This window comes from Streptomyces sp. NPDC056738 (assembly GCF_042790435.1).
Classification (GTDB): Bacteria; Actinomycetota; Actinomycetes; order Streptomycetales; family Streptomycetaceae; genus Streptomyces.
On the sequence record NZ_JBHTZF010000001.1, the window covers coordinates 225,943 to 244,835 of the forward strand.

At 72.3% G+C, this 18,893-nt stretch carries 16 protein-coding genes and 1 tRNA gene; 5 read left to right on the forward strand and 12 right to left on the reverse strand.

The features are described 5' to 3' along the window. Positions 1–209 precede the first annotated feature (209 nt). Positions 210–875: a TetR family transcriptional regulator gene (locus tag ACFRIC_RS00885; RefSeq protein ID WP_382778329.1), complete on the forward strand. Its 666-nt coding sequence runs from the start codon at positions 210–212 to the stop codon at positions 873–875. A gap of 332 nt (positions 876–1,207) precedes the next feature. After that, entirely contained in the window at positions 1,208–1,972 is a 765-nt protein-coding gene (locus ACFRIC_RS00890; protein ID WP_382778330.1) for an SAM-dependent methyltransferase, read from the forward strand. Between the two features lie 89 nt (positions 1,973–2,061). Here the strand turns inward: ACFRIC_RS00890 and ACFRIC_RS00895 are convergent, their stop codons facing one another. The 3 genes from ACFRIC_RS00895 to ACFRIC_RS00905 all read right to left on the reverse strand — a co-directional run bounded on the left by ACFRIC_RS00895 (position 2,062) and on the right by ACFRIC_RS00905 (position 4,904). Then, positions 2,062–3,258 carry an NAD(P)/FAD-dependent oxidoreductase gene (locus tag ACFRIC_RS00895; protein WP_382778331.1) on the reverse strand — a complete coding sequence of 399 codons (1,197 nt, stop codon included), beginning with the start codon at positions 3,256–3,258 and terminating at the stop codon, positions 2,062–2,064. A gap of 112 nt (positions 3,259–3,370) precedes the next feature. Continuing rightward, positions 3,371–4,315 carry an RNA polymerase sigma-70 factor gene (locus ACFRIC_RS00900; protein ID WP_382778332.1) on the reverse strand — a complete coding sequence of 315 codons (945 nt, stop codon included), beginning with the start codon at positions 4,313–4,315 and terminating at the stop codon, positions 3,371–3,373. 10 nt (positions 4,316–4,325) lie between these two features. Then, a complete protein-coding gene (locus tag ACFRIC_RS00905; protein WP_382778333.1) occupies positions 4,326–4,904 on the reverse strand; it encodes a putative immunity protein in 579 nt (192 codons plus the stop codon). A gap of 214 nt (positions 4,905–5,118) precedes the next feature. Between ACFRIC_RS00905 and ACFRIC_RS00910 the strand changes: the two genes are divergently transcribed. After that, the gene (locus ACFRIC_RS00910) at positions 5,119–5,799 is read left to right on the forward strand and encodes a hypothetical protein (RefSeq protein WP_382778334.1); all 681 of its coding nucleotides are present in this window, start codon (positions 5,119–5,121) and stop codon (positions 5,797–5,799) included. 5 nt (positions 5,800–5,804) lie between these two features. Next, on the forward strand, positions 5,805–7,163 hold the full coding sequence (locus ACFRIC_RS00915) for a tetratricopeptide repeat protein (protein WP_382778335.1): 1,359 nt from the start codon (positions 5,805–5,807) through the stop codon (positions 7,161–7,163). Positions 7,164–7,222: 59 nt separating this feature from the next. Here the strand turns inward: ACFRIC_RS00915 and ACFRIC_RS00920 are convergent, their stop codons facing one another. The 6 genes from ACFRIC_RS00920 to ACFRIC_RS00945 all read right to left on the reverse strand — a co-directional run bounded on the left by ACFRIC_RS00920 (position 7,223) and on the right by ACFRIC_RS00945 (position 13,686). Continuing rightward, complete coding sequence (locus ACFRIC_RS00920) at positions 7,223–7,819, reverse strand: VOC family protein (protein ID WP_382778336.1); 597 nt, start codon at positions 7,817–7,819, stop codon at positions 7,223–7,225. A gap of 216 nt (positions 7,820–8,035) precedes the next feature. Continuing rightward, a complete protein-coding gene (locus ACFRIC_RS00925; RefSeq protein ID WP_382778337.1) occupies positions 8,036–9,196 on the reverse strand; it encodes a VWA-like domain-containing protein in 1,161 nt (386 codons plus the stop codon). A 41-nt stretch (positions 9,197–9,237) separates the two neighbouring features. Further along, positions 9,238–10,449 carry a sigma 54-interacting transcriptional regulator gene (locus ACFRIC_RS00930; RefSeq protein WP_382778338.1) on the reverse strand — a complete coding sequence of 404 codons (1,212 nt, stop codon included), beginning with the start codon at positions 10,447–10,449 and terminating at the stop codon, positions 9,238–9,240. Further along, positions 10,446–12,374, reverse strand: a complete 1,929-nt coding sequence (locus tag ACFRIC_RS00935; RefSeq protein WP_382778339.1) for an ankyrin repeat domain-containing protein — start codon at positions 12,372–12,374, stop codon at positions 10,446–10,448. The genes ACFRIC_RS00930 and ACFRIC_RS00935 overlap by 4 nt, the downstream gene beginning before the upstream one ends. Then, positions 12,371–13,504, reverse strand: a complete 1,134-nt coding sequence (locus ACFRIC_RS00940) for a gala protein (RefSeq protein ID WP_382778340.1) — start codon at positions 13,502–13,504, stop codon at positions 12,371–12,373. The genes ACFRIC_RS00935 and ACFRIC_RS00940 overlap by 4 nt, the downstream gene beginning before the upstream one ends. A 106-nt stretch (positions 13,505–13,610) precedes the next feature. After that, positions 13,611–13,686: transfer RNA gene (locus ACFRIC_RS00945), tRNA-Arg, on the reverse strand. Between the two features lie 187 nt (positions 13,687–13,873). On the opposite strand from ACFRIC_RS00945, the gene ACFRIC_RS00950 reads away from it, so the two are divergent. Then, a complete protein-coding gene (locus ACFRIC_RS00950; RefSeq protein ID WP_382778341.1) occupies positions 13,874–14,263 on the forward strand; it encodes a hypothetical protein in 390 nt (129 codons plus the stop codon). A 55-nt stretch (positions 14,264–14,318) separates the two neighbouring features. Here the strand turns inward: ACFRIC_RS00950 and ACFRIC_RS00955 are convergent, their stop codons facing one another. The 3 genes from ACFRIC_RS00955 to ACFRIC_RS00965 form a co-directional block, all read right to left on the reverse strand. Beyond that, positions 14,319–15,098, reverse strand: a complete 780-nt coding sequence (locus tag ACFRIC_RS00955; RefSeq protein WP_382778342.1) for an alpha/beta fold hydrolase — start codon at positions 15,096–15,098, stop codon at positions 14,319–14,321. 61 nt (positions 15,099–15,159) lie between these two features. Then, positions 15,160–16,296 (reverse strand): alpha/beta hydrolase, encoded by a 1,137-nt coding sequence (locus tag ACFRIC_RS00960; RefSeq protein ID WP_382778343.1) that lies wholly within the window; start codon positions 16,294–16,296, stop codon positions 15,160–15,162. Beyond that, entirely contained in the window at positions 16,293–18,854 is a 2,562-nt protein-coding gene (locus ACFRIC_RS00965; protein ID WP_382778344.1) for a thioester reductase domain-containing protein, read from the reverse strand. The genes ACFRIC_RS00960 and ACFRIC_RS00965 overlap by 4 nt, the downstream gene beginning before the upstream one ends. Between the last annotated feature and the right edge of the window lie 39 nt (positions 18,855–18,893).

The following is an 18,893-nucleotide window of genomic DNA, read 5'->3' on the forward strand; positions in this document are numbered from 1 at the left end:
CGACACCTACGATGGCCCGTCGCCCTGCGCACACCAGCCAAGCGGGCCAGGGCAACTGACGTACTGCCACCTGATGATCCATCAGAACGTTTACACGGAGTCCCCTTTGTCGAAGGGGCACCGAGAGTGGCACGCTCGTCACCAAGCGCGCTTCCGCTGACTCCCGGGCGGGACCAGCGGAAGCGTGCCCCTCGTGGCACACTGCGGCCATGTCTGACGGCCACGCCTCCGCCCCGCCACGGTTCCGGCCGGATCCGCCCCGTGTGGCCTGGCGCAAGGACATGCGCGAGCGTGTGATCACCGAGGCCAGGGCGCTCGCGGCCGAGAACGGCTGGGACCGTGTCCGGGTCGCCGACCTCGCCCTGCGGGCCGACGTGTCGCGCCCCTCGATCTACAAGGAGTTCGGGGACCGGGCGGGAATCGGCCGCGCCCTGGTGGAGCGCGAGACGGACGCGTTCCTCGTCGGCCTCGCCGCCGTCCTGGACGGCCACCGCGGTCGCCCCGCCCCGGCGCTCGAAGCGGCCGTGGCCCACGCCTTGGAACAGGCGGCGGTCAACCCGTTCGTCGGCGCCGTACTGACCGCCACGCGCGGCGGCACCGACGCCCTGCTGCCCTTCCTGACCAGCAGGCCCGAGCCCGTCTTCTCCAGCACGCGACGGCTGCTCAGCGCATGGCTGGGCGAAGCGGTCCCGCAAGCCGCTGGGGACCGCCGTGAGGCCGCCGCCGATCTGGCCGTACGCCTCACCGTCAGCCACATGCTCCTGCCCGCCCAGGACCCGGGGGCGACCCCGCTCCACATAGCGCGGACCGTGTGCACGATCCTCGGGGTGCCCGAGCAGGATGGAGCGGCGCATCCGGCCGTCCATCGAGGCTGACACCGGACGGAAGGATCCTCCACTCCCCCGAGCCCTCCGAGGTGGCACACGGCGGCGATGCCCTGACCTCGGCGCGCGGGGTCGTCGCGTGCGCGGGCGGGGCCGGCCGGGACCGGCGGACGCCGGGTGAGAAGACGATCACTCCTCGGGAAGGACGCGCCGGACGGACGGAACGACGCTCGGATTCCGAAGACTGACGGGCCGACCCCGCCACGGACCATGTTGCTGCATAACTCTTGTTGTTGCAACTCTCTCGCAATAAAGGCGGAGGGTGTCCGGCCCCTGAAAACCCGGTTGCGTCGCGGCGCGCCGATCGGCTTGGGTTCGTGCCCGTGACCGCCCTCAGTGCTCTCTTACGCCCCGACCGCTATCCGCGCTCCTCCCGCTACGACCCCGGCTGGGTGCTCGACCTCGACATGGGGCCCCATCCCTTGTGGCTGCTGGAGGACCTGGCGGAAAACCTTGATCTGCGCCCCGGGATCCGGGTTCTCGACCTCGGCTCCGGGAAGGGCGCCACGTCGGTGTTCCTGGCCCGCGAGTACGGGGTCCAGGTCGTCGCGGCCGACTGGTGGATCGCTCCCGAGGACGCGGCGGCCGTCTTCACGGAAGCGGGTGTCGGCGACCGGGTGACGGCCGTACGGGCCGAGGCGCACGCCCTGCCGTTCGAGGAGGCGAGCTTCGACGCCGTCGTGAGCGTGGACGCGTTCGAGTACTTCGGCACCGCGGACAGCTATCTGCCCTACCTGGTGCGATTCCTGCGGCCCGGCGGTCAACTGGCCATGGCGACGCCCGCCTTGACACGGGAGGTCCGTGAACTCGGCGCGATCCCGCCCCACATCAAGGAAGTGGTCGGCTGGGAGGCGATCGCCTGGCACACCGCGGACTGGTGGCGCTTCCAGTGGGAGATCACCGAACTGGTGGAGGTCACGTCCGCGAAGCTGCAGCAAGACGCCTGGCGGGACTGGCTGTTGTGGGCGCGGGCGGGGGCCGAGCACCATCAGGACGGCCGGAGCGCGAACCAACCCGTCATCGACATGCTGATCGCGGACGGCGGGGAGTTGCTTTCGTTCGCCCTCGTGACCGCCCGAAAGTACTGAGCGGGCTCCACACCCTTGCGGAGGGGCCCGGACCGTCCGGGCCCCAGGTCCGTGGCCTGGGGCTTCGGTCGGTTCGGCCCCGGGTGCGGTCAGGCGGTCGCCTCCGCGCGGGCCGGGTCCTGGGTCTCCTGTCGTACGACGCGCCGGCGCCGGGACGGCAGGCCCACCGTCGGGTTGGCGACGCCCCAGGCCGCGCCCTTGCAGATCAGTTCCTTGTAGCGGGCGGCCGTGCGGCCGGTCAGGGCGCGGTCGACCGCCTGGTCGTCCGCGGTGACGAACTGGATGAGGCCTTCCTTGCGGCCGAGGGAGATGCACTGCTGGAAGTAGCGGATCGAGACATGGGGGATCTTGGTGCCGGCGAGCCGGGCGGCGATAGCGTCGGCGGCCTGCCAGGCCATGGGGACGCCCGAGGCGCAGGACATGCGGAGGGGCTTGTCCTGGGGACCGATGGCGATCGCGGCGTCGCCGACGGCGTAGACGTCCGGGTGGGAGACCGAGCGCATGGTGCTGTCGACCACGATCCGGCCGCGCTCGGTGACCTCCAGGGTGGTGGCCCGGGCGATCGGGTGGACGGCGAAGCCGGTGGTCCAGACGGTGATCGCGGCGGGGACGGTCCGGCCGTCGGCGGTCGTCACGTCATCCGCGCTCACGGACGTGACCGCCGCATGTTCGTGGACCTCGATGCCGAGCCGTTCGGTCACCTTGCGCAGGTGGGCTCGGCCCTTCGTGGAGAGCCAGTCGCCGAGAGCGCCACTGGCGACCAGGGAGACGCTGAGGTCCGGGCGGGCCTCGGCGATCTCGGTCGCGGCCTCGATGCCGGTGAGGCCGCCGCCGACGACGACCACGGGCTCGCCCGCGTCGAGGGCGGCGAGGCGTTCGCGGAGACGGTGGGCGCCCGGTCGGCTCGCCACCTGGTCGGCGTGTTCGGCGACACCGGGGACGCCGCCGTCGTTCCAGCCGCTGCCGAGCGCGTAGACGAGGGTGTCGTACGAGAGCTCGGCCGGGCCGTCGGCGCCGGTGAGGGAGACCGTCCTGCGGTCCACGTCCACGGCGGTCACGCTCGCGAGCCTCAGCTCCACACCCGTACCGGCGAACATCGCGCCGAACGGGCGGGGCTTGAGGTCCTGGCCCGTGGCGAGCTGGTGCATCCGGACGCGCTCGACGAAGTCGGGCTCGGGGTTGACGAGGGTGATGGTGACGTCCTCGCGGTGCAGCCTCTTGGCGAGGCGGCCGGCGGCGATGGCTCCGGTGTATCCGGCTCCGAGGACGACGATGCGGTGCAGCATGTCCGTGCTCCTGTCTGGGCGGGTGCGCCGTTGTCCGGCGTGGTCTCGCCCCTTGAACCGGGTAGCCCGGCGTTTCCTGACAGGATCCGAATGTGACCTGCGCCACATCGCCTCAGAGGGTGTGGAGCGGCCCCTCCGTGTGGTCCATGGCCGCCCACTGGAGGGTCGCGCGGACGAGTTTGTCGGGGTTGACCTGGCTCCGGACGGCCACGATGCCGTCCGCGGTGACCTCCAGGCAGCTGATCCCGACGACCCTGCCGTCCACGACGGCGACGACCGCGGGCCCGCCGTTGGCGGTCGCGGCGTACATGTCCGGTGCACCGCCGATGTACTTCCGCTTGGCGTCGCTGGGCTTGAACAGGCCGCGCAGGAAGGTGGCAACGGCTTGCGCGCCCTCGAACGCCTTCGCGCGGGCCGGGATCTTGCCGCCGCCGTCGCCGACCGACACGGCGTCCTGGGTGAGCAGGCGGACGAGGGGTTCGGTGCGGCCGCTGGTCGCCGCGGCCAGGAATTCCTCCACGATCCGCCGGGCGGCGGCCTCGTCGACCTCGGTGCGCGACCTGCCCTCGGCGACGTGCTTCTTGGCCCGGTGGTAGATCTGCTGGCCGGCCGCCTCGGTGATGTCCAGGATCTCGGCGATCTCCCGGTGCGGGTAGTCGAAGGCCTCCCGCAGCACGTACACCGCCCGTTCCTTGGGCGACAGGCGCTCCAGCAGGACGAGGACGGCGTACGAGACGGACTCGCGCTGCTCGGCGGTGTCGGCCGGGCCGAGCATCGCGTCGCCGGCGAGCAGCGGCTCGGGGAGCCACCGCCCCACGTACGTCTCGCGGCGCGCGCGGGCCGAAGTCAGCTGGTTGAGGGAGTAGTTGGTGAGGACCTTGGTCAGCCAGGCCTCGGGCACCTCGATGCGGTCGATGTCGGCCGCCTGCCAGCGCAGGAACGTCTCCTGCACGGCGTCCTCCGCCTCGCCCGCCGAACCGAGCAACCGGTAGGCGATGGCCTCCAGCCGGGGCCTGGCTGCCTCGAACCGGTCCACGTCACTCATGCTCAGGGCCATGCACGCGATCTTAGGCGCCCTCACGCCGGATCGGCAGGCGGCCCTCGGTGCGGGTGAGGGAACGAAGGCCGGCGTCCAGCATGCGCGTCAGTTCACCGACCCGTCCACCGCGCTCCGGTGCCGCCGGGAAGCGTTCGAGCACCTCCACGACGACAGGTGTCGCACGGCGCAGCGCCTGCCTGACGCTTTCGGCACCCGTGCCCGGCTCGTCGCCGGCGGCGAGTTCGGCCGCCCTGGCGGCGTGCGCGGCCGCTCCGAGAATGTGCTTGACCTGGGTCGCCTCGGCCAGCGGATGCAGATAGGCGGCGCCCGCTGCGGCCATCGCCGCCCGCGCGGCCTCGCACGCGGCCGGGGTGCCCGCGCAGCCCGCGGCTTTGAGGGCCGCCCACGCAGTGTCGCGCAGCCGTTTCCCCCGCTCACCTCCCCGGGCGAAGTCCCACGCGGCACCGATGGCGTCTCGAGGCCGCGCGTCGTCCGGACGATCGGTCTCGAACACCTCCAGCACCACGTCCGCGCACGCGGCGGCGAAGGCGGTGACCTCACGCAGTTCCTGTTTGCTCAGTGCGATCTCGCTCGCGTCCCCTGCCACGCCTCCATCCTCGCCCATCGCTCCGGACCGGCACGGAGCAGGGTTTCCCGGGGCCCGCGAGGCGCCGAGCCATCCGTGTGAACCTGGACCGTGCGCCGGGAGCTGCGGCGTGCCGCGGAGCGCCCCGCAGCGGCTTCCCCCTTAGCTGGAAGCCGTCTCGCGGCCCGGCACCTGCCGACGGGCCGCCCGATCGACGCGACCGGAGGAGCAGACCTTGGGCACCCCACCATCCGCCGTGATCTCCCGTGCCGCGACCGTGCGCCGTATCGACGCACTGTTCCGCGCCATGGAGACCGACTTCCTCCTGCGAGAGCAGTTCATCACCGGTCCGTCCCAGATCCTCACGGACTACCTCGCGGGCCCCACCGTCCCGGAGGAGGAGGCGGCCCTCACCGACCGGCTCATCTACTCGGTGTTCGCCAGCCCGAAGCTGCTCCAGTGGTTCGAGGAGTACGTGCACCGCCACCGGGACGAGGTGCCCACCGGCGGGCAGTTCCTCGCCGACTTCTGCGAGGCGACCGTCAGCAGCGGTTCCCGGGACGTCGTGGCCACCCTGCTGCACGGCTGCTCGGCGGAGGCCGGGATCTACGGGCTCACCGAGGACCTGCTGCACTACTTCGTCAACCTCCATGTCGCGCAGACCATCGCCGAGGAACGGGACGGCCGGCAGGACGAGGAACCGGCGGCGGACCAGGAGAACGTCGGCATCCAGGCACGGGGCACCACCCCGTTCGTCACGAACATCACCTGGACCACGTACGTCCACGTCCAGCAGGAGGACAGCGCCCAGGCGTTCAGCGCGCGGTTCGTGCCCTCGTACGCCGCGGTGACCCTCAACGGTCTGGCGCGCTACGCGGTGGAGCTCCAGGCGCGCGACGTCTTCCGGCTCGGGTGAACCGCGTGGACGCTCCATGGGACGCGGCTTCGGTGGTCGCCCGTACGCGGGCGACCGTCGAAGCCGGCCGTACGGACGAGACGGCGCGCGTTCTCGGCGACGCTCTCCTGGGCGACCCGCAGAACCACCCGGCCCGACGCGAGTTGGCTCTGCTGCTGGTCGCCTCGGGACGCCGGGACGAGGCCCTGACGTTGCTGCGCGACGAACTGCGACAGGGTGACCGCGAGTTGGCGTGGGCGCCGGACGTGCTCAAGGCGGCTCTGGAACACGGCGACTTCCCGCTCGCCGAAGCGTGCGCGTCGCTGTTCGCCCATCTGCGCTGGGGCGCCGGCTCCGACCCGGCCGCGCGCTCGACCATTCCCCTGAGCGTCCCCAAGTTGCGGCACGACATCGACCAGATGCACCACCTCCGACGCCTCGGGCTGCTGGGCCCGGAGTACGGCCCGGTCATCGACAGCTACCAGGCGGTGCGCGACCGGCTGGCGGCCCAGGGCCCCGACGCCCGGGAGCCTCTGGACTCCGATGCCAACCGGTGCATCACCGACACCTACAACCGTCTGCTGCACGTGCGCGACTCGCCACGCGTGGAGCGCGCCCTGTCCCGGCGCTGGGATCCCGCGTGCGTGGAGGAGAGGTACCTCGCGAACGCGCCCGGCGTGGTGTACGTGGACGACTTCCTGACCGAGGAGGCGCTGGACGAGCTGTACCGGTTCTGTCTGGAGTCGACGGTGTGGTTCGGCAACCGCTACGCGCACGGCCGGCTGGGCGCGCTCATGCAGGACGGGTTCATGTCCCCCCTGCTGATGCAGATCGCCGAGGAACTGCGGGCGGCCCTGCCCCGGCTCATCGGTGACCGGTACCCGCTGCGCCAGATGTGGGGCTTCAAGTGCGGCCCCGAGGTGCCCGCCGATGTCACCACGCACGCGGACTTCGCCGCGGTCAACGTCAACTTCTGGGTCACCCCCGACGAGGCCAACGCCGACGACAGCTCCGGCGGCCTGGTCGTGCACGACGTCGACGCACCCATGTCCTGGGGCTTCGACACGTACAACGGCCGCCAGGACGTGATCGGGCCGTTCCTGCGCGGCCGACGGGCCCGCAGCATGATCATCCCCTACCGCCGGAACCGGGCCGTGATCTTCAACTCCGACCTGTTCCACGCCTCGGACGCGGTCCGTTTCCGCCCCGGCTACGAGAACCTCCGCATCAACGTGACCATGCTGTACGGCGATCGCGAGGCGGAAGTCGATCATCCCCGCCTGTCGGGAACCGGGACGTCCGGGCTCAGACCGGCGTGGCGGTCGGCGGCGTTCACACGGACAGGCGCGAGAAGGGCCCGTTCACGGGTCTCGCGCGGAGGGTAGTCAGGGCAGCGCCTGGTCAGGGCGGCGGGTAGTCAGGGCGGCGGGACGGGCGGTCGGAGTCAGTGCGTCACGTGGAACTCGTTCCCACCCGCGTCGAGGAACTCGCCCGATTCCCAGTCGTTCTGGGTGACTTCCAGGCGCAGCCTGTTCCGCCCGGACTTCGGCGCCGCCGGCGGTCCCATCACCAGCGAGACGGTGCTGGAGGGTCTCCGGCGCAGCCGGACGCCCCACTCGTGGTACTCGACGGAGTGCCAGCCCGCCTCGGACTGCCAGAAGGCCGACTGCGCGTAGCGGTCCTTCGCGGCGACGTCGAGGCAGATCCCGACGAGGCCGGAGTCGGCGAGGACACCGGGGTGCCCCGGACGCAGGACGCAGAACTCGTTGCCCTCCGGGTCGGCGAGCACGTCCCAGGGGACGTCTCCCTGGCCGATGTCGATCCGCCGCGCGCCGAGTGCGACCAGGCGTTCCACCTCGGCCTTCCAGTCGGGGCCTCCGGCCAGATCGAGGTGGAGCCGGTTCTTGTGCGACGGCGGCTTGGGCTTCGCGGTCGGCACGAAGCGCAGTTCCAGACCGCCCGTGCGGCCGTTTGTCGCGTCCCGCCAGAAGCGCTCCACGCGTGCGACGTCCAGTGCGTCGATCACGATCCCCGTCAGCATCCCGCTCTCCCCAACCCTCACACCAAGCTGTCGAAACCACGCAGCCGAACCCACGCCGTCGAACCCACATCGTCCAGGAAATGCCGTCGGGATCGCGAAGGAAATACTGTCGGTCCGATTTCCGTCGGACCGAGGACCGCGGAGCGAAGCCCACAGCCCAGAGCCTTCACACCCGTCGGCCGGCAACCGATCCCCGGCTTCGGCCGACCGAACTTGTCAGGTGGTGGGGATGCGTACCGTCTCCACCCAGCTCGGGGGCTCCTGTGTGGCGGAGCCGATCAGGGCCGCGATGATGCGGCAGGGCGGGTTCTCGCCGGGCCAGGGAGTGAGACCGTCGGTGAGGACCACGACGATGTTCGGGCGGTCCGGTGTCGCGAGCGCGGCCTCGATGCCGACGCGCATGTCCGTGCCGCCACCGCCGCCCAGGGTGATCTGTTCGGTGGCCACCACCCGGGACACGGCCTGCACATCGGCGTCGCATGCCAGGACGGTCACGCGATTGCCCCGCACCCCCACCTCACGCAGGACGCCCGTCACCTCCGCGAGGGCGGCGGCCAGTTCGGCGTCGCCCATCGAACCGGAGGTGTCGATGACCACGGCCACTCTCGGCAGGGGCCGGCGCAGGCTCGGCATGACGACACCGCGCAGCGCCGGGGTGCGGCGCGACGGGCGGCGATAGGTGTAGTCGACGGCTCCGCCCGCCCACGCCGCGGCTTCGCGGACGGCGCCCGACAGGGCCTGCCGCCAGTCCACCGTGGGTTCGAGGAGCTCTTCGGCCCAGCGTTGCCAGCCCCCGGGCAGACTGCCCCGGCCGCGCTGGTGGGCGCGCATCGCGTCGGCGGTCTGGCGGCGCAGTGCCTGCGCCTCGATCTCCCCGATCCCCGCGGTCCCGGCCCCTCCCGGCAGTTCCCAGGGCGCGGACCGGCCGTGGGCACCCGATCCGCAGTCCGGCGTACGGACGTGCGGCGGCAGTTGGTCCAGATACACCTCGAACAGTTGGCCCTCGGGCAGGCCGAACAGCCGGGGTTCCATGCGGCCTTCGGGCAGGCGCAGACCGTCCGAGAGCAGATCGTCGTTGATCTCGCAGTCCTGGGCGACGTTGACGCGGTGCCCGTCGCGCTGGGCCGCGGCGGGGAGCCGGTCCGCTCTGCCATGGTGGTCGCGCAGCAGATGGGCCACCTCGTGCACCCACACACCCGCGAGCTCGGGCACCGGGGTCGCGTCGACGAAGGCGGGGGACACATAGCAGCGCCAGTGCCGGTCCACTCCCATCGTGGGCACCTGTGTGCTCGGCACGACCGTCAGCGAGTACAACGCGGCCGCCAGGTACGGCCGGTCGCTCGCCGCCCGGTAGCGGGCGGCGAGCAGTTTGGTCATGTCCAGGGCGCCGCGGGCGTCCCCCGTGGTCCCGGCAGGCGTCACCGGCGGCCGCCGGGCAGCGCCCCCGACATCTGGAGCAGGTCGAGGAACCCGTCGATGCCGGGCGGTACGGGCCAGTCGAGATGGCGCATCATCGCGAGGTCGGTGGCGGCCCGGGCGGCCACGTCCGGGACACCCGCGTCCACGGCCTTCGCCAGGACCACCCAGCCCGCCTCCCAGCGGGGCCGGGTGAGGTCGCTCTGGATGGCGGCGACCACCGCGATGAGGAAGGCCAGTTGGCGGTCTCCGCGGTCGGGCAGGGCGAAGGCCTCGGGGTCGGCCAGGACCCGGTCGGGGTCGGGCAGGTCGAGGTGTTCGAGGTAGGACAGCAGCTCCAGGCCCGCGCCGTCCCCCACGGCACCGGTGAGCGCGGCGGCCAGCGCCTCGCGGCCGGCTCCGGCCGCGTATCCGGTGGCGAGCAGCTTGAGTGCCATCTCCCAGGTGCGGGGAGATGGCCACGACCGGCCGCGGCTCTCGGCGTCGCCGGGGATGTGGTGCACGAGACCGGGCCGGGCCGTGAGGAAGCCGGAGATCGCGCCGCGGGCCCGTGCGACCGCGCCGGGCACCTTGGTGGCGCCGACGACGGGCACGGTGACCTCGGGCCAGGTGCCGGCCATGCCGCGGGCGACGGTCCTGGGGTCGTGGGTCCATTCGAGGTGGACGAACCGGTTGGCGAGCGGGGGGCTGAGGTGCCAGCCGTCGGCCGCGCTGGACGGCGGGTTGGCTGCGGCGACGATCCGTACGGCCTCCGGCAGGACGAGGCTGCCCACCCGCCGTTCGAGCACGACGCGCAGCAGGGCCGCCTGTACGGCGGGCGGCGCGGAGGAGAGCTCGTCGAAGAAGAGCAGGCCCTGACCGGCCTTGGCGAGGCGGACCGCCCAGTCCGGCGGGGCCATGGGGACGCCGGTCGTGGCCGGGTCGTCACCGACGATGGGCAGGCCGGCGAAGTCGGAGGGTTCGTGCACGCTGGCGATGACCGTCTCCAGCGGCAGACCGAGCCCACCGGCGAGCTGTTCCAGGGCGGCCGACTTTCCGATTCCCGGCTCTCCCCACAGCAGCACGGGCTGATTGGCCGTCACGGCCAGTGCCAGGGCTTCCAGTTGGGGGTTCGTGGCGGGTTCGGTGCGGTGCGTGCGCAGACGGCGGTTGAGGTCGTCCGCGGCCGCCAGCGGGCCGGACGGCGTGGCGGGGGCGGTCACGTCGGTGCTCAAAGGGGCAGCCTCTCCTCGTCGTCGGGCTCGAACTCGTCCGTGGGCTCGAACGCGTCGGCGGGCTCGCCCTCGTGCGTGGGCTCGAACGCCTCCAGCGGCGCGTCGGCGGTGAACTCGTCGTCAGGGCCGTCGAGTTCGAACTCGTCCTCGGGCTCGTCGGGCTCGTCGGCGTAGTTCTCCGCCTCCTCCTCCATCCATTCGTCCCACCAGTCGGCGCCGATGCCGGGGTGCTCCGTCTGGACACGCTTCTGGAGGAAGGCCAGGTCGCGCCGCTTGTAACGGCGGACGATCTGGGCGAGCGAGAGCTCGGACTCGTCGACCACGTCGAGCCGTGCCCCGGCGGCGACGAGCGCCTTGACCAGCGCCTTGGAGCCGAGGTCGTTGGCGGCCACGTACAGCGGTGTGCGTTCCCGCTGGTCGCGTGCCTCGATGTCGAGTCCGGCCGCCAGCAGACGCGGCAGCAGCGGCTCGTGGTCGAGGAGGTTCAACAGGTGCAGCAGGGTACGGCCCTTGGGGTCCCGCACGCGCGGGTCGACACCGGCGTCGAGGAGTGCGAGCACACCGGGGGTGTCTCCGTGCTGCGCGCGCAGGAAGAGTTCGTTGCGCTGGATCCGCAGTGCCTTCGGCAGGCGGCCGTCTCCGGAGGTCCAGGTCTGTTCCAGGGCGAAGCATCCCGCGACGGTCCCACCGAAGGCGCGCAGGGCGCGTTCGCGCTGCTGTTCCTCGTCGGTGTGCGGCATGGCCAGCAGGCCCCCGGGGCGGAAGGCCACCTCGTGCCACTCCCCGCGGCATCGGACGCGCACCGGTTCGGGGAGTGTCGGCTCCGGTGGGCCGGCCGGCGTCGCGGGGACGGGGAGGGCGGGGAACAAGGCCTCGCGGACGAGCGGGTGAAGACGCTCCGCCGTGATGCCCCCGGCGCGCAGGAGGTCGAGGTCGGGAAGTCTGCGCCACAGGGCCTCGGCGAGCAGCGGAACGCCCTTGGCCTCCTCCCGGTCGACGGCTCGCATCAGCAGCCCGCCGCCGGCCGCGGGCTCCAGCAGGATGTACGTCCGCCAGTGCGCGGCGATGACGAATCGGTCGCCGACGCCCGCGGCGACCTGCCGGCGGATCTCCGGCTCCAGGCGGGTGTGGTCGAGCGCGATCCCGCCGAGGAGTTCCTCCAGGTCGACCCGGTACCAGCGCGAGTTCTCGACGGGCGTCAGGTCCGCCTCGATACCTGCGGCGGCGAGGGCGGCCCGCGTCTCGCCCTTCTCGTGCAGCAGCGTGGTCCACTCGGCCCGGGACGCCGGATCGCCCGTGCCGGGATCGGCGGTCGGCAGTTCGTGGGTGCCGAGCGGGGTGGCGTCGGCGTGGAAGAACGGTGGCCGGTCCGTGCCGCCGCCGCAGCGTTCGAGCAGTTCGGCGGTGTGCCGCGCGTCCCACAGGTGCCGCGCGTGGCGCCAGTCCTCGGTTCCCGGGCCGAAGACTCCGCCGTCCTTCTCGTCCTCGACCGTGCCGAACCGCAGGGCGATGCGCTGCGGTCCCTCGACCATCGCGGGCGTGGTGATGTGCAAGTACGGTGCGGTCAGCCGGTCCTCGTCGGCCGCCTTCGGACGGTAGCGGGCCAGGACGACCGTCTTGTCCGTGGCGAGGGTGGTCCGCCCGCCGAGGATGCGCGGCAGATGCCAGCGCAGCAGGTCGGGGGCGAGGTGACGGAGGTCGTCTTCCAGGGCCGTGGCGACGTCGTGTCCGCACTGGTCGGCCACTTCGGACAGGGTGAACGCGACGTCGACGTTCGCGGCCGCGCAGGCTGCCCGCCAGTCACCGGCCAGTCGGGCCGCGGCGGCGCGTTCGATCATCCAGCGGGGTACCGCGTATCGGCGGATGCGGCGCCGGCTCGACGCCTCGTCCGCGGGGAAGCAGCGGAGTTCGCCACGGGGGCTCAACGGTAGACGCTCCCTATCGCGCGCAGGTCGGGGTGCGCCCTGCCCACGGGCCGCAGGCGCAGGGTGAAGGACCGCTTCACCCTGCGGGGCAGTCCGGGGCCCAGGCCGACGTATTCGAGGGGCGATGCGTCGGGCACGGCGGCCAGCAGGGTCTTGGCTCCGCGTCCGGTCAGGCCGGTGTGGCACAGCTCGAGGCGGCGCAGCGGGCTTCCGGGCAGGGCGGCGGCCAGCGCGTGGGCGCCTTCGTCGCCGGTGGTGTTGGCGGGGGCGCCGAGGCTGCGCTCCGACAGGGGCCGGCCGAGGTCGAGTGCCTCGATGCCGCCGAGGGAGTCGGCGAGGGCGCGGGCACCGGCGGGGCCGATGCCGTTGCCGCCGAGGCCGAGGCGGACGGGGCGGCTGGAGTGGGCGGCGGCTGCCAGGATCGCGGCGCCCTCGTCTCCGAGGTGGTTGGCGGGGAGGTACAGCTCGCGCACGCCCGCCTCGCGGATCAACGCGGCCAGGAGCGGGGCGGCTTCGGCGGTCAGGCCGTTGCCGCCGAGGAAGAGGCGTTCGACGGGGCTGGGCCGGTCGGCGAGGGTCTCGTACAGGGCGCGCAGACCGTCGGTGGTCAGTCCGGTGTTGACCAGGTCGAGGGTGCGCAGCGTGGTGTTGCGGCGGAGCATGGCGGCGAGTGCGCGGGCGCCGTGGTCGCCCACCGGGTTGCGCTTGAGCCACAGGGCGTGGACGGTGGCGTCCGTCGTCAGCGCGTCGGCGAGTGCGTCGACGCCTTCGGGGCCGATGCGGTTGCAGCCGAGGTAGAGGGTGTGCAGGCCGTGGTCGCCCGCGAGCGCGTCGGCGACCGTGCGGGCTCCCTCGTCGCCGATGGCGTTGGTGCCGAGCAGGACGTGCGCGGCGTGCGGGGAGGCGGCCGCCACGGTCATCAGCCGGGCGGCTCCGGCCGCGCCGAGTCCCTGCTTGCACAGGTCGACCCGGCCGTCCGCGCGTACGGTGCCGAGCGGGAACGTCTCGTCGGCTTCGACCGGCCGGTCGGACCGCAGTCGGGCGAGCAGCGGTTCCAGGGCGGCGGGTTCGCTGATCGGGATGTCGGGGTGCTCGATCGCGGGGCAGCGTACGGGCGTCGGCTGCGTCATCACCACTCCACCGGTTCATCGCCGGTGCCCGGCGCGCGGAGGACGGCACGGCCCTCCGCCCTCCGGGGGTGAACCGACGCCAATCGACATTCCTCCACGAAAAGGGTGGCAAGACCGGCCGGATTCGAACCGACGTCCTCCAGCTCGATGCTTGGGCGCGACGACCTCTGCGCTACAGCCTTGCCACGGTGATCATAACCACTGCCGCACCGGTGTTCGCCACCCAGTTGGCCCAACTCGGCGATCTGACGGCCGGGTGACGGTCCGAGCCGACAAGGAGCTCGGAACACGGACCGGGCCAGCCGGTCTCACCTTGGCAGGGACACCACAGTATGGTGCGGAACTGTCGTCCACCCGGGGGAACATGCCATGCCCGCCATCACCCTTCCCAGAGCTCTTCTCGCCGCCGGCCTGCTGGCCTCGGTCACCGCCTGCGGGGCGTCGGCCGTGCCGGACGCATCGGGGAGCGGCGCGACCACCTCGGCGCCGGCCGCACGCCCGTCGGCACGCCCCCAGCCCGTCGGCGCTGTCATGCCCGACCTCATGGGCGGCAATGCCGGGCGCGCGTATGAGCAGATGAACTCCAAGCTCGACATGGTGTTCAAGGACGCCAGCGGGCAGGGGCGTCCGGTGGACGACCCGGCCGAGTGGAAGATCTGTGGCTCCCAGCCGGGTCCGAACCAGCAGATCACCGATTTCCCGGTGGTCTTCGAAGTGATGCAGGTGTCGGAGAGTTGCGAGAGCGCCACGCCGAAGTGACGCCCCCGCAAGCCCCGTCGGCCACGGTTCGCCGACGGGGTCCGAGGCCACCCGGCTACACCTTCTCCGCCACGAAGCTGTCCAGCGCCGCCGTGAGTTCGGCCGGCTTCTCCACCGGGAGCTCGTGGCCGGCGTCGACGATCCGTACCACCGCGTCCGGGTAGGCCTTGGCCATGCGGAGCATCTGGGAGACGGGCAGTTGGATGTCGTGGTAGCCGTGGATCAGGAGGGTGGGGGTGCGGATCTCGCCGAGCCGGTCGAGGACGTCGAAGGAGCGCATTGCGCCGTAACAGGTCATGACCACCTCGCGGGGCGTGCCCGCCGAGGCGTCGATGTACTCGCGAATCTTCTCGCGCGGGTAGCCGGGCGCGAAGGCCCGCTGGATGTTGGCGGCCACGAACAGCTTGAACGGCACCTTGGTGGAGACCGCCATGAGCAGCCCCCTCCCCCGGCTGTACGTCATCCTGCTGATCGAGTTCACCAGCACCAGCCGCTCGACCCGCTCGGGGTGGGCGAGCGTCAGGGTCTGCGCGATCATCCCGCCCATCGAGTGGCCGACGAGGACGAACCGGTCGAGCTCCAGGTGGTCGAGGACGGCGAGCACGTCGCCGGCCAGCTCCGCCACGGTCCGGCGCCCCGACCCCTCGCTCTCCCCGTGCCCGCGCAGATCCAGTCGTACGACCCGCCGCTTCTGCGCGAAGTGGTCCACCTGGTGGTCCCAGCGGTGCCGGTTGGCCGTCCAGCCGTGGATGAACACCAAGGGCACGCCGTCGCCGTCGCGGGGGCCCTCGTCGTCGTACGTCAGCGCGGCGCCGTCGACTTCGAGCTGCGGCATGGGGCCTCCTGGGTGCGGTCTGGTTACTGGTCGGTACGGTAACGGGCGGCGGGGCCCGCCGTCACCGTCGTTCGCCGAGGAATTCGAGGATGTGGCCGAAGACATCGAGGGCGGCTCCGCGGCCCAGGAACGTGTCGAGGTGGCCGTAGCCGGGGATCTCGGTGTACGACACGTCGAGCTGGGGCTGTCGGTGTGCCAGTACCTCCTGGCAGAGCCGCTGCGAGTCCAGCCACAGTCCGTTCTCGCTTCCCGCGAGCAGCAGGACGGGGGTGTCGATGCGTGCGGCCGCGTCCAGGGCGTTGGGCGGCAGTGCCCGGTAGCGGTGGTCGGTGTCGTGCCAGCGGACGACGCTGCGGGCCAGTTCGATCCGGCGCAGATGCGGCAGGATCCACAGCGGCGCGGGACCGAGGAGTTCGGCCAGCCGGTCGTGGGTCGCCTCGGACAGGTTCTCGTGCAGGAACAGCGAAGCGCCCGAACCCCAGGCCGAGTTGTGGAGGATCTGACAGGTCGGATCAGGGCAGGCCGCGCCGCGGGAGGCCAGCGCGAACAGCGGCGTGTACCGCGAACGGAGGCCCACCCGGCGGAAGTCGACCGGGATGTGGTCGATCCGGCTCTTCAGCAGCTCCCCCGCGAGCGTCATCCGCAGCGAGGTGCGTCCCGCGAGCTTGGGCGTCAGGAACACGCCCTGGGAGACGACCCCCGCGAGCCCCGGCACCAGCCCCGCCGTCATGCTCAGGGACAGGGCGAGGGAGGCGATGCAGTGGGCGACCACGAACAGCGGCCGGTCTCCGATGCGTTCGCGGATACGGGCGACGGCGTCCGGGATGTCGTGGAGGGCGACGTCGTCGTAGGTGTACCTCTGGCCGGTCTCGTTGTAGGGCAGCCGGCAACTGCCCCGCCAGTCCAGCAGCCAGGGCTCGTAGCCGTCGTCGAGCAGGACGTCGACCAGGTTGCGGGTCTCGGGGAGCAGGAACATGTCGGCGGACGCGGTGTGGCCGTGCAGGAGCAGCACGGCGGGCCGGTCCCGCTCCCCGCTGTCGACGCGGGTGAGACCGAGACGTACGCCGTCCCCGGCGCGGAAGGGGATCTCCTCGACGCGTGACGGATCGAGGCGGTGGCGCAGCGGACGCAGGGCCGTGCCGGTCCTGACCTTGCGCATCGCGGGCCTGGTGCGGGAGTTGGCGCTTCTGAGGATCATCGGTGGCGCTCCGAGGGGGTCGGGGTGCGGCGCAGGTCGAGGAGGTCGGCGGTGGCGCGGGCGAAGGGGCCGAGCAGGCCGCGGCCCATCTCCATGCCGAACCAGGCCAGCCAGGTCAGCTTGGCGGCACGCTTCTCCCGCCCGGTCAGCCGCGGGTCGACCTTGATGCCGTCGATCTGGTCACGCACATAGGTGTCCGCGGGTACGACGAGTTCGCCCGCGAGGCACGCCGGTTCGCCCTCGCGGCCGATCTCGACGCTCAGCGCGCGGGTCTGCCGCCAGACGTCACGGCGGGCGCGGGCGTGCTTGTGTCCCTCGAGCCACCAACGGCCTCCGTCGGCGTCGCTCAACCTCATTCGGTAGCGCAGGAGTTGGTGGCGCATCCCGTGTCGCTGCGGAATGCCCTCCTCGGGGCGGACCCAGACGTCGCCGCGTTCCACGAGCAGCGGCGCGGGATGGACCGCGGGGCACACCAGCTCGCCGCTCACGTCCACCCTGCGTTCCTTGACCAGTTGGTACATGCTCGCGATGGAGAGGGTGAGCGCCATCGAGCAGGGGGTGTCGGTGGCGGCGCCGACCGGGCCCACGGCACCCTCGGTCGTCTCGGAGAACCACAGGTAGGGCTGGTCGTCCTTGTGGGGAAGCCGGGCCAGACCGTCCTGGGCGAGCTGTTCGAACGTCCTGAGTTGAGCCTGGGCGTCGTAGCGGGCGGCGGGGCTCAGCCCCAGCGCCTCGACGAGCGCGTCGGTGCGTTCGCCCGTCGCCGCCGGTCCCTTCAGGGTCGCCTCGCACAGCTTGAGGGCGGTGGGGCTTCGCAACACGCGGGTGAGGAAGTCGAGTTCGGGAACCGGGTCGGCCTCCAGGCGGGCCAGCACGTCGGTGCGCCACTCGTCCCAGTCCTGTACGCGCACATGCATCCCGCCGAACGCCATGTCCCGTACGACGTCGTCGAGGGTGTTGGGCACGCCGGTGAGGTTGTAGTCGAACCCCCAGGCGTCGGGTTCGCAGACGACGGCGGCCGCGACCCGGCTCACCCAGTCCACCGGGGCCGCGTTCAGGCGGTGGAAGGCGGGCACGGTGCGGAAGCGTCCGAAGGCCGCGATGAGACCGCTGCTGAGGTCCTGCGGGTTGTGGGCGCCCGTCCGGGTGTGGCCTCCGATGCCTCCCGGGCGCATCGCGGTGACGATCAGGCCGTGGTCGCGGGCCCGGCGCAGCGCGACCTCGGCGGCCCACTTCGTCTGGTCGTAGCCCGCGACGAGGCGGTCGGCGTGGGCGAGCGGATCGTCCTCGCCCATGGAGGTGATGCCGACCTCGTTGAAGACCGCGATCGAGGAGATGTGGTGCAGCGGTTTGGGCGGGCCGGTCGCCGCCAGTTCCGCGAGGGTCAGCGCGCCGACGACGTTGCTCTGCCGCAGCGACTGGTAGCCGCGCAGGAAGTCCACGGCCGCCGCCACACCCACGACGCTGTCCAGTTCGTGGGCGAGCCAGTCCCAGACGTCGTCGGGCAGGCCGAGGCGCGGGCGCCTGATGTCGCCGGGAAGCACGGTCACCCGGCGGCGGATCTCCGCCGACCAGGGCAGCCGGTGGCTCTTCAGCGCCGCGGCGAGGCGGGCCGTGGCGCTCTCCTCGTCGGCCGCGCGCACGAGGCAGTGGACGTGGGCGTCACTGTGCCGGAGCAGGTCGAGCAGCAGATGACTGCCGAGGAAGCCGGTGGCACCGGTGAGCAGGATCCGGCGGGGCGGCGCGGGCTCGGGCGAGCCGGTCCAGGGGAGACGGTCGGCCAGGGAGAGGTCGGCCAGGATTTGGTCGAGGTCTTCGGGCCGGGCCTTGGCGTACGTGGTGTCGCCGCCGATGGTCCGAGTCGTGACCGTGGCCCTGGGCGCGATGCCGACCGCGCTGCCCGGCGGGGCCGGGGCCGGGGTTCGTATGCCTGCCAGGGTCACCGGAGCCGGAATTCGCGCGCTCGCCGAGGCCCGGTCCGGGAGCCGTGCGCCCGCCGAAGCCCGGTCCGCGAGCCGTGGGGTCGCCGAGGCCGGGATGCGTGCGACCGCCGGGGCCGCGGCTCGCGCGATCGCATCGGGTGCCGGAACCAGGGTTCGTGCGCCCGCCGGGGTCACCGGTGGCGCGGGCATGTTCGGGCCCACGTCGGCCGTCGTGGCACCTGAGGCGGCGAGCCAGCGCCGGGCGAGACTGTGCGGCCGGGCGTCGGTGAACACCTCGTCGAGGTCGATCACCATGCCCAGCTCTTCCTCCAGCGCCGCGGCGAGCTCCACGGCGCCCACGGAGGTGCCACCGGCGTCGAAGAAGTCGGTGTCGGGTGACAGCTCCCCGCCGGGGACGAACCGAGCGGCCGCCGCGGCCACGACGAGGGCCAGGCTGTCCGCGTCGGTCCCCGCCTCCGATTCCGTGTCTGGTCCCGTCGCCGTCGGCGCGGGGGCCGGCTGCGCGATCCTGGCCAGCAGGGCCTCCACGCTCAGCCCTCCGTCACCCCGCTCGATCGCCTCGGCGGTCGCCCGCTGTCCGGCGGACGACGACGCGTCCTCGTTCACTTCACGCATGAGTGGCCTTCCCCGTGTGCACTGTCCATGTCCGCACTG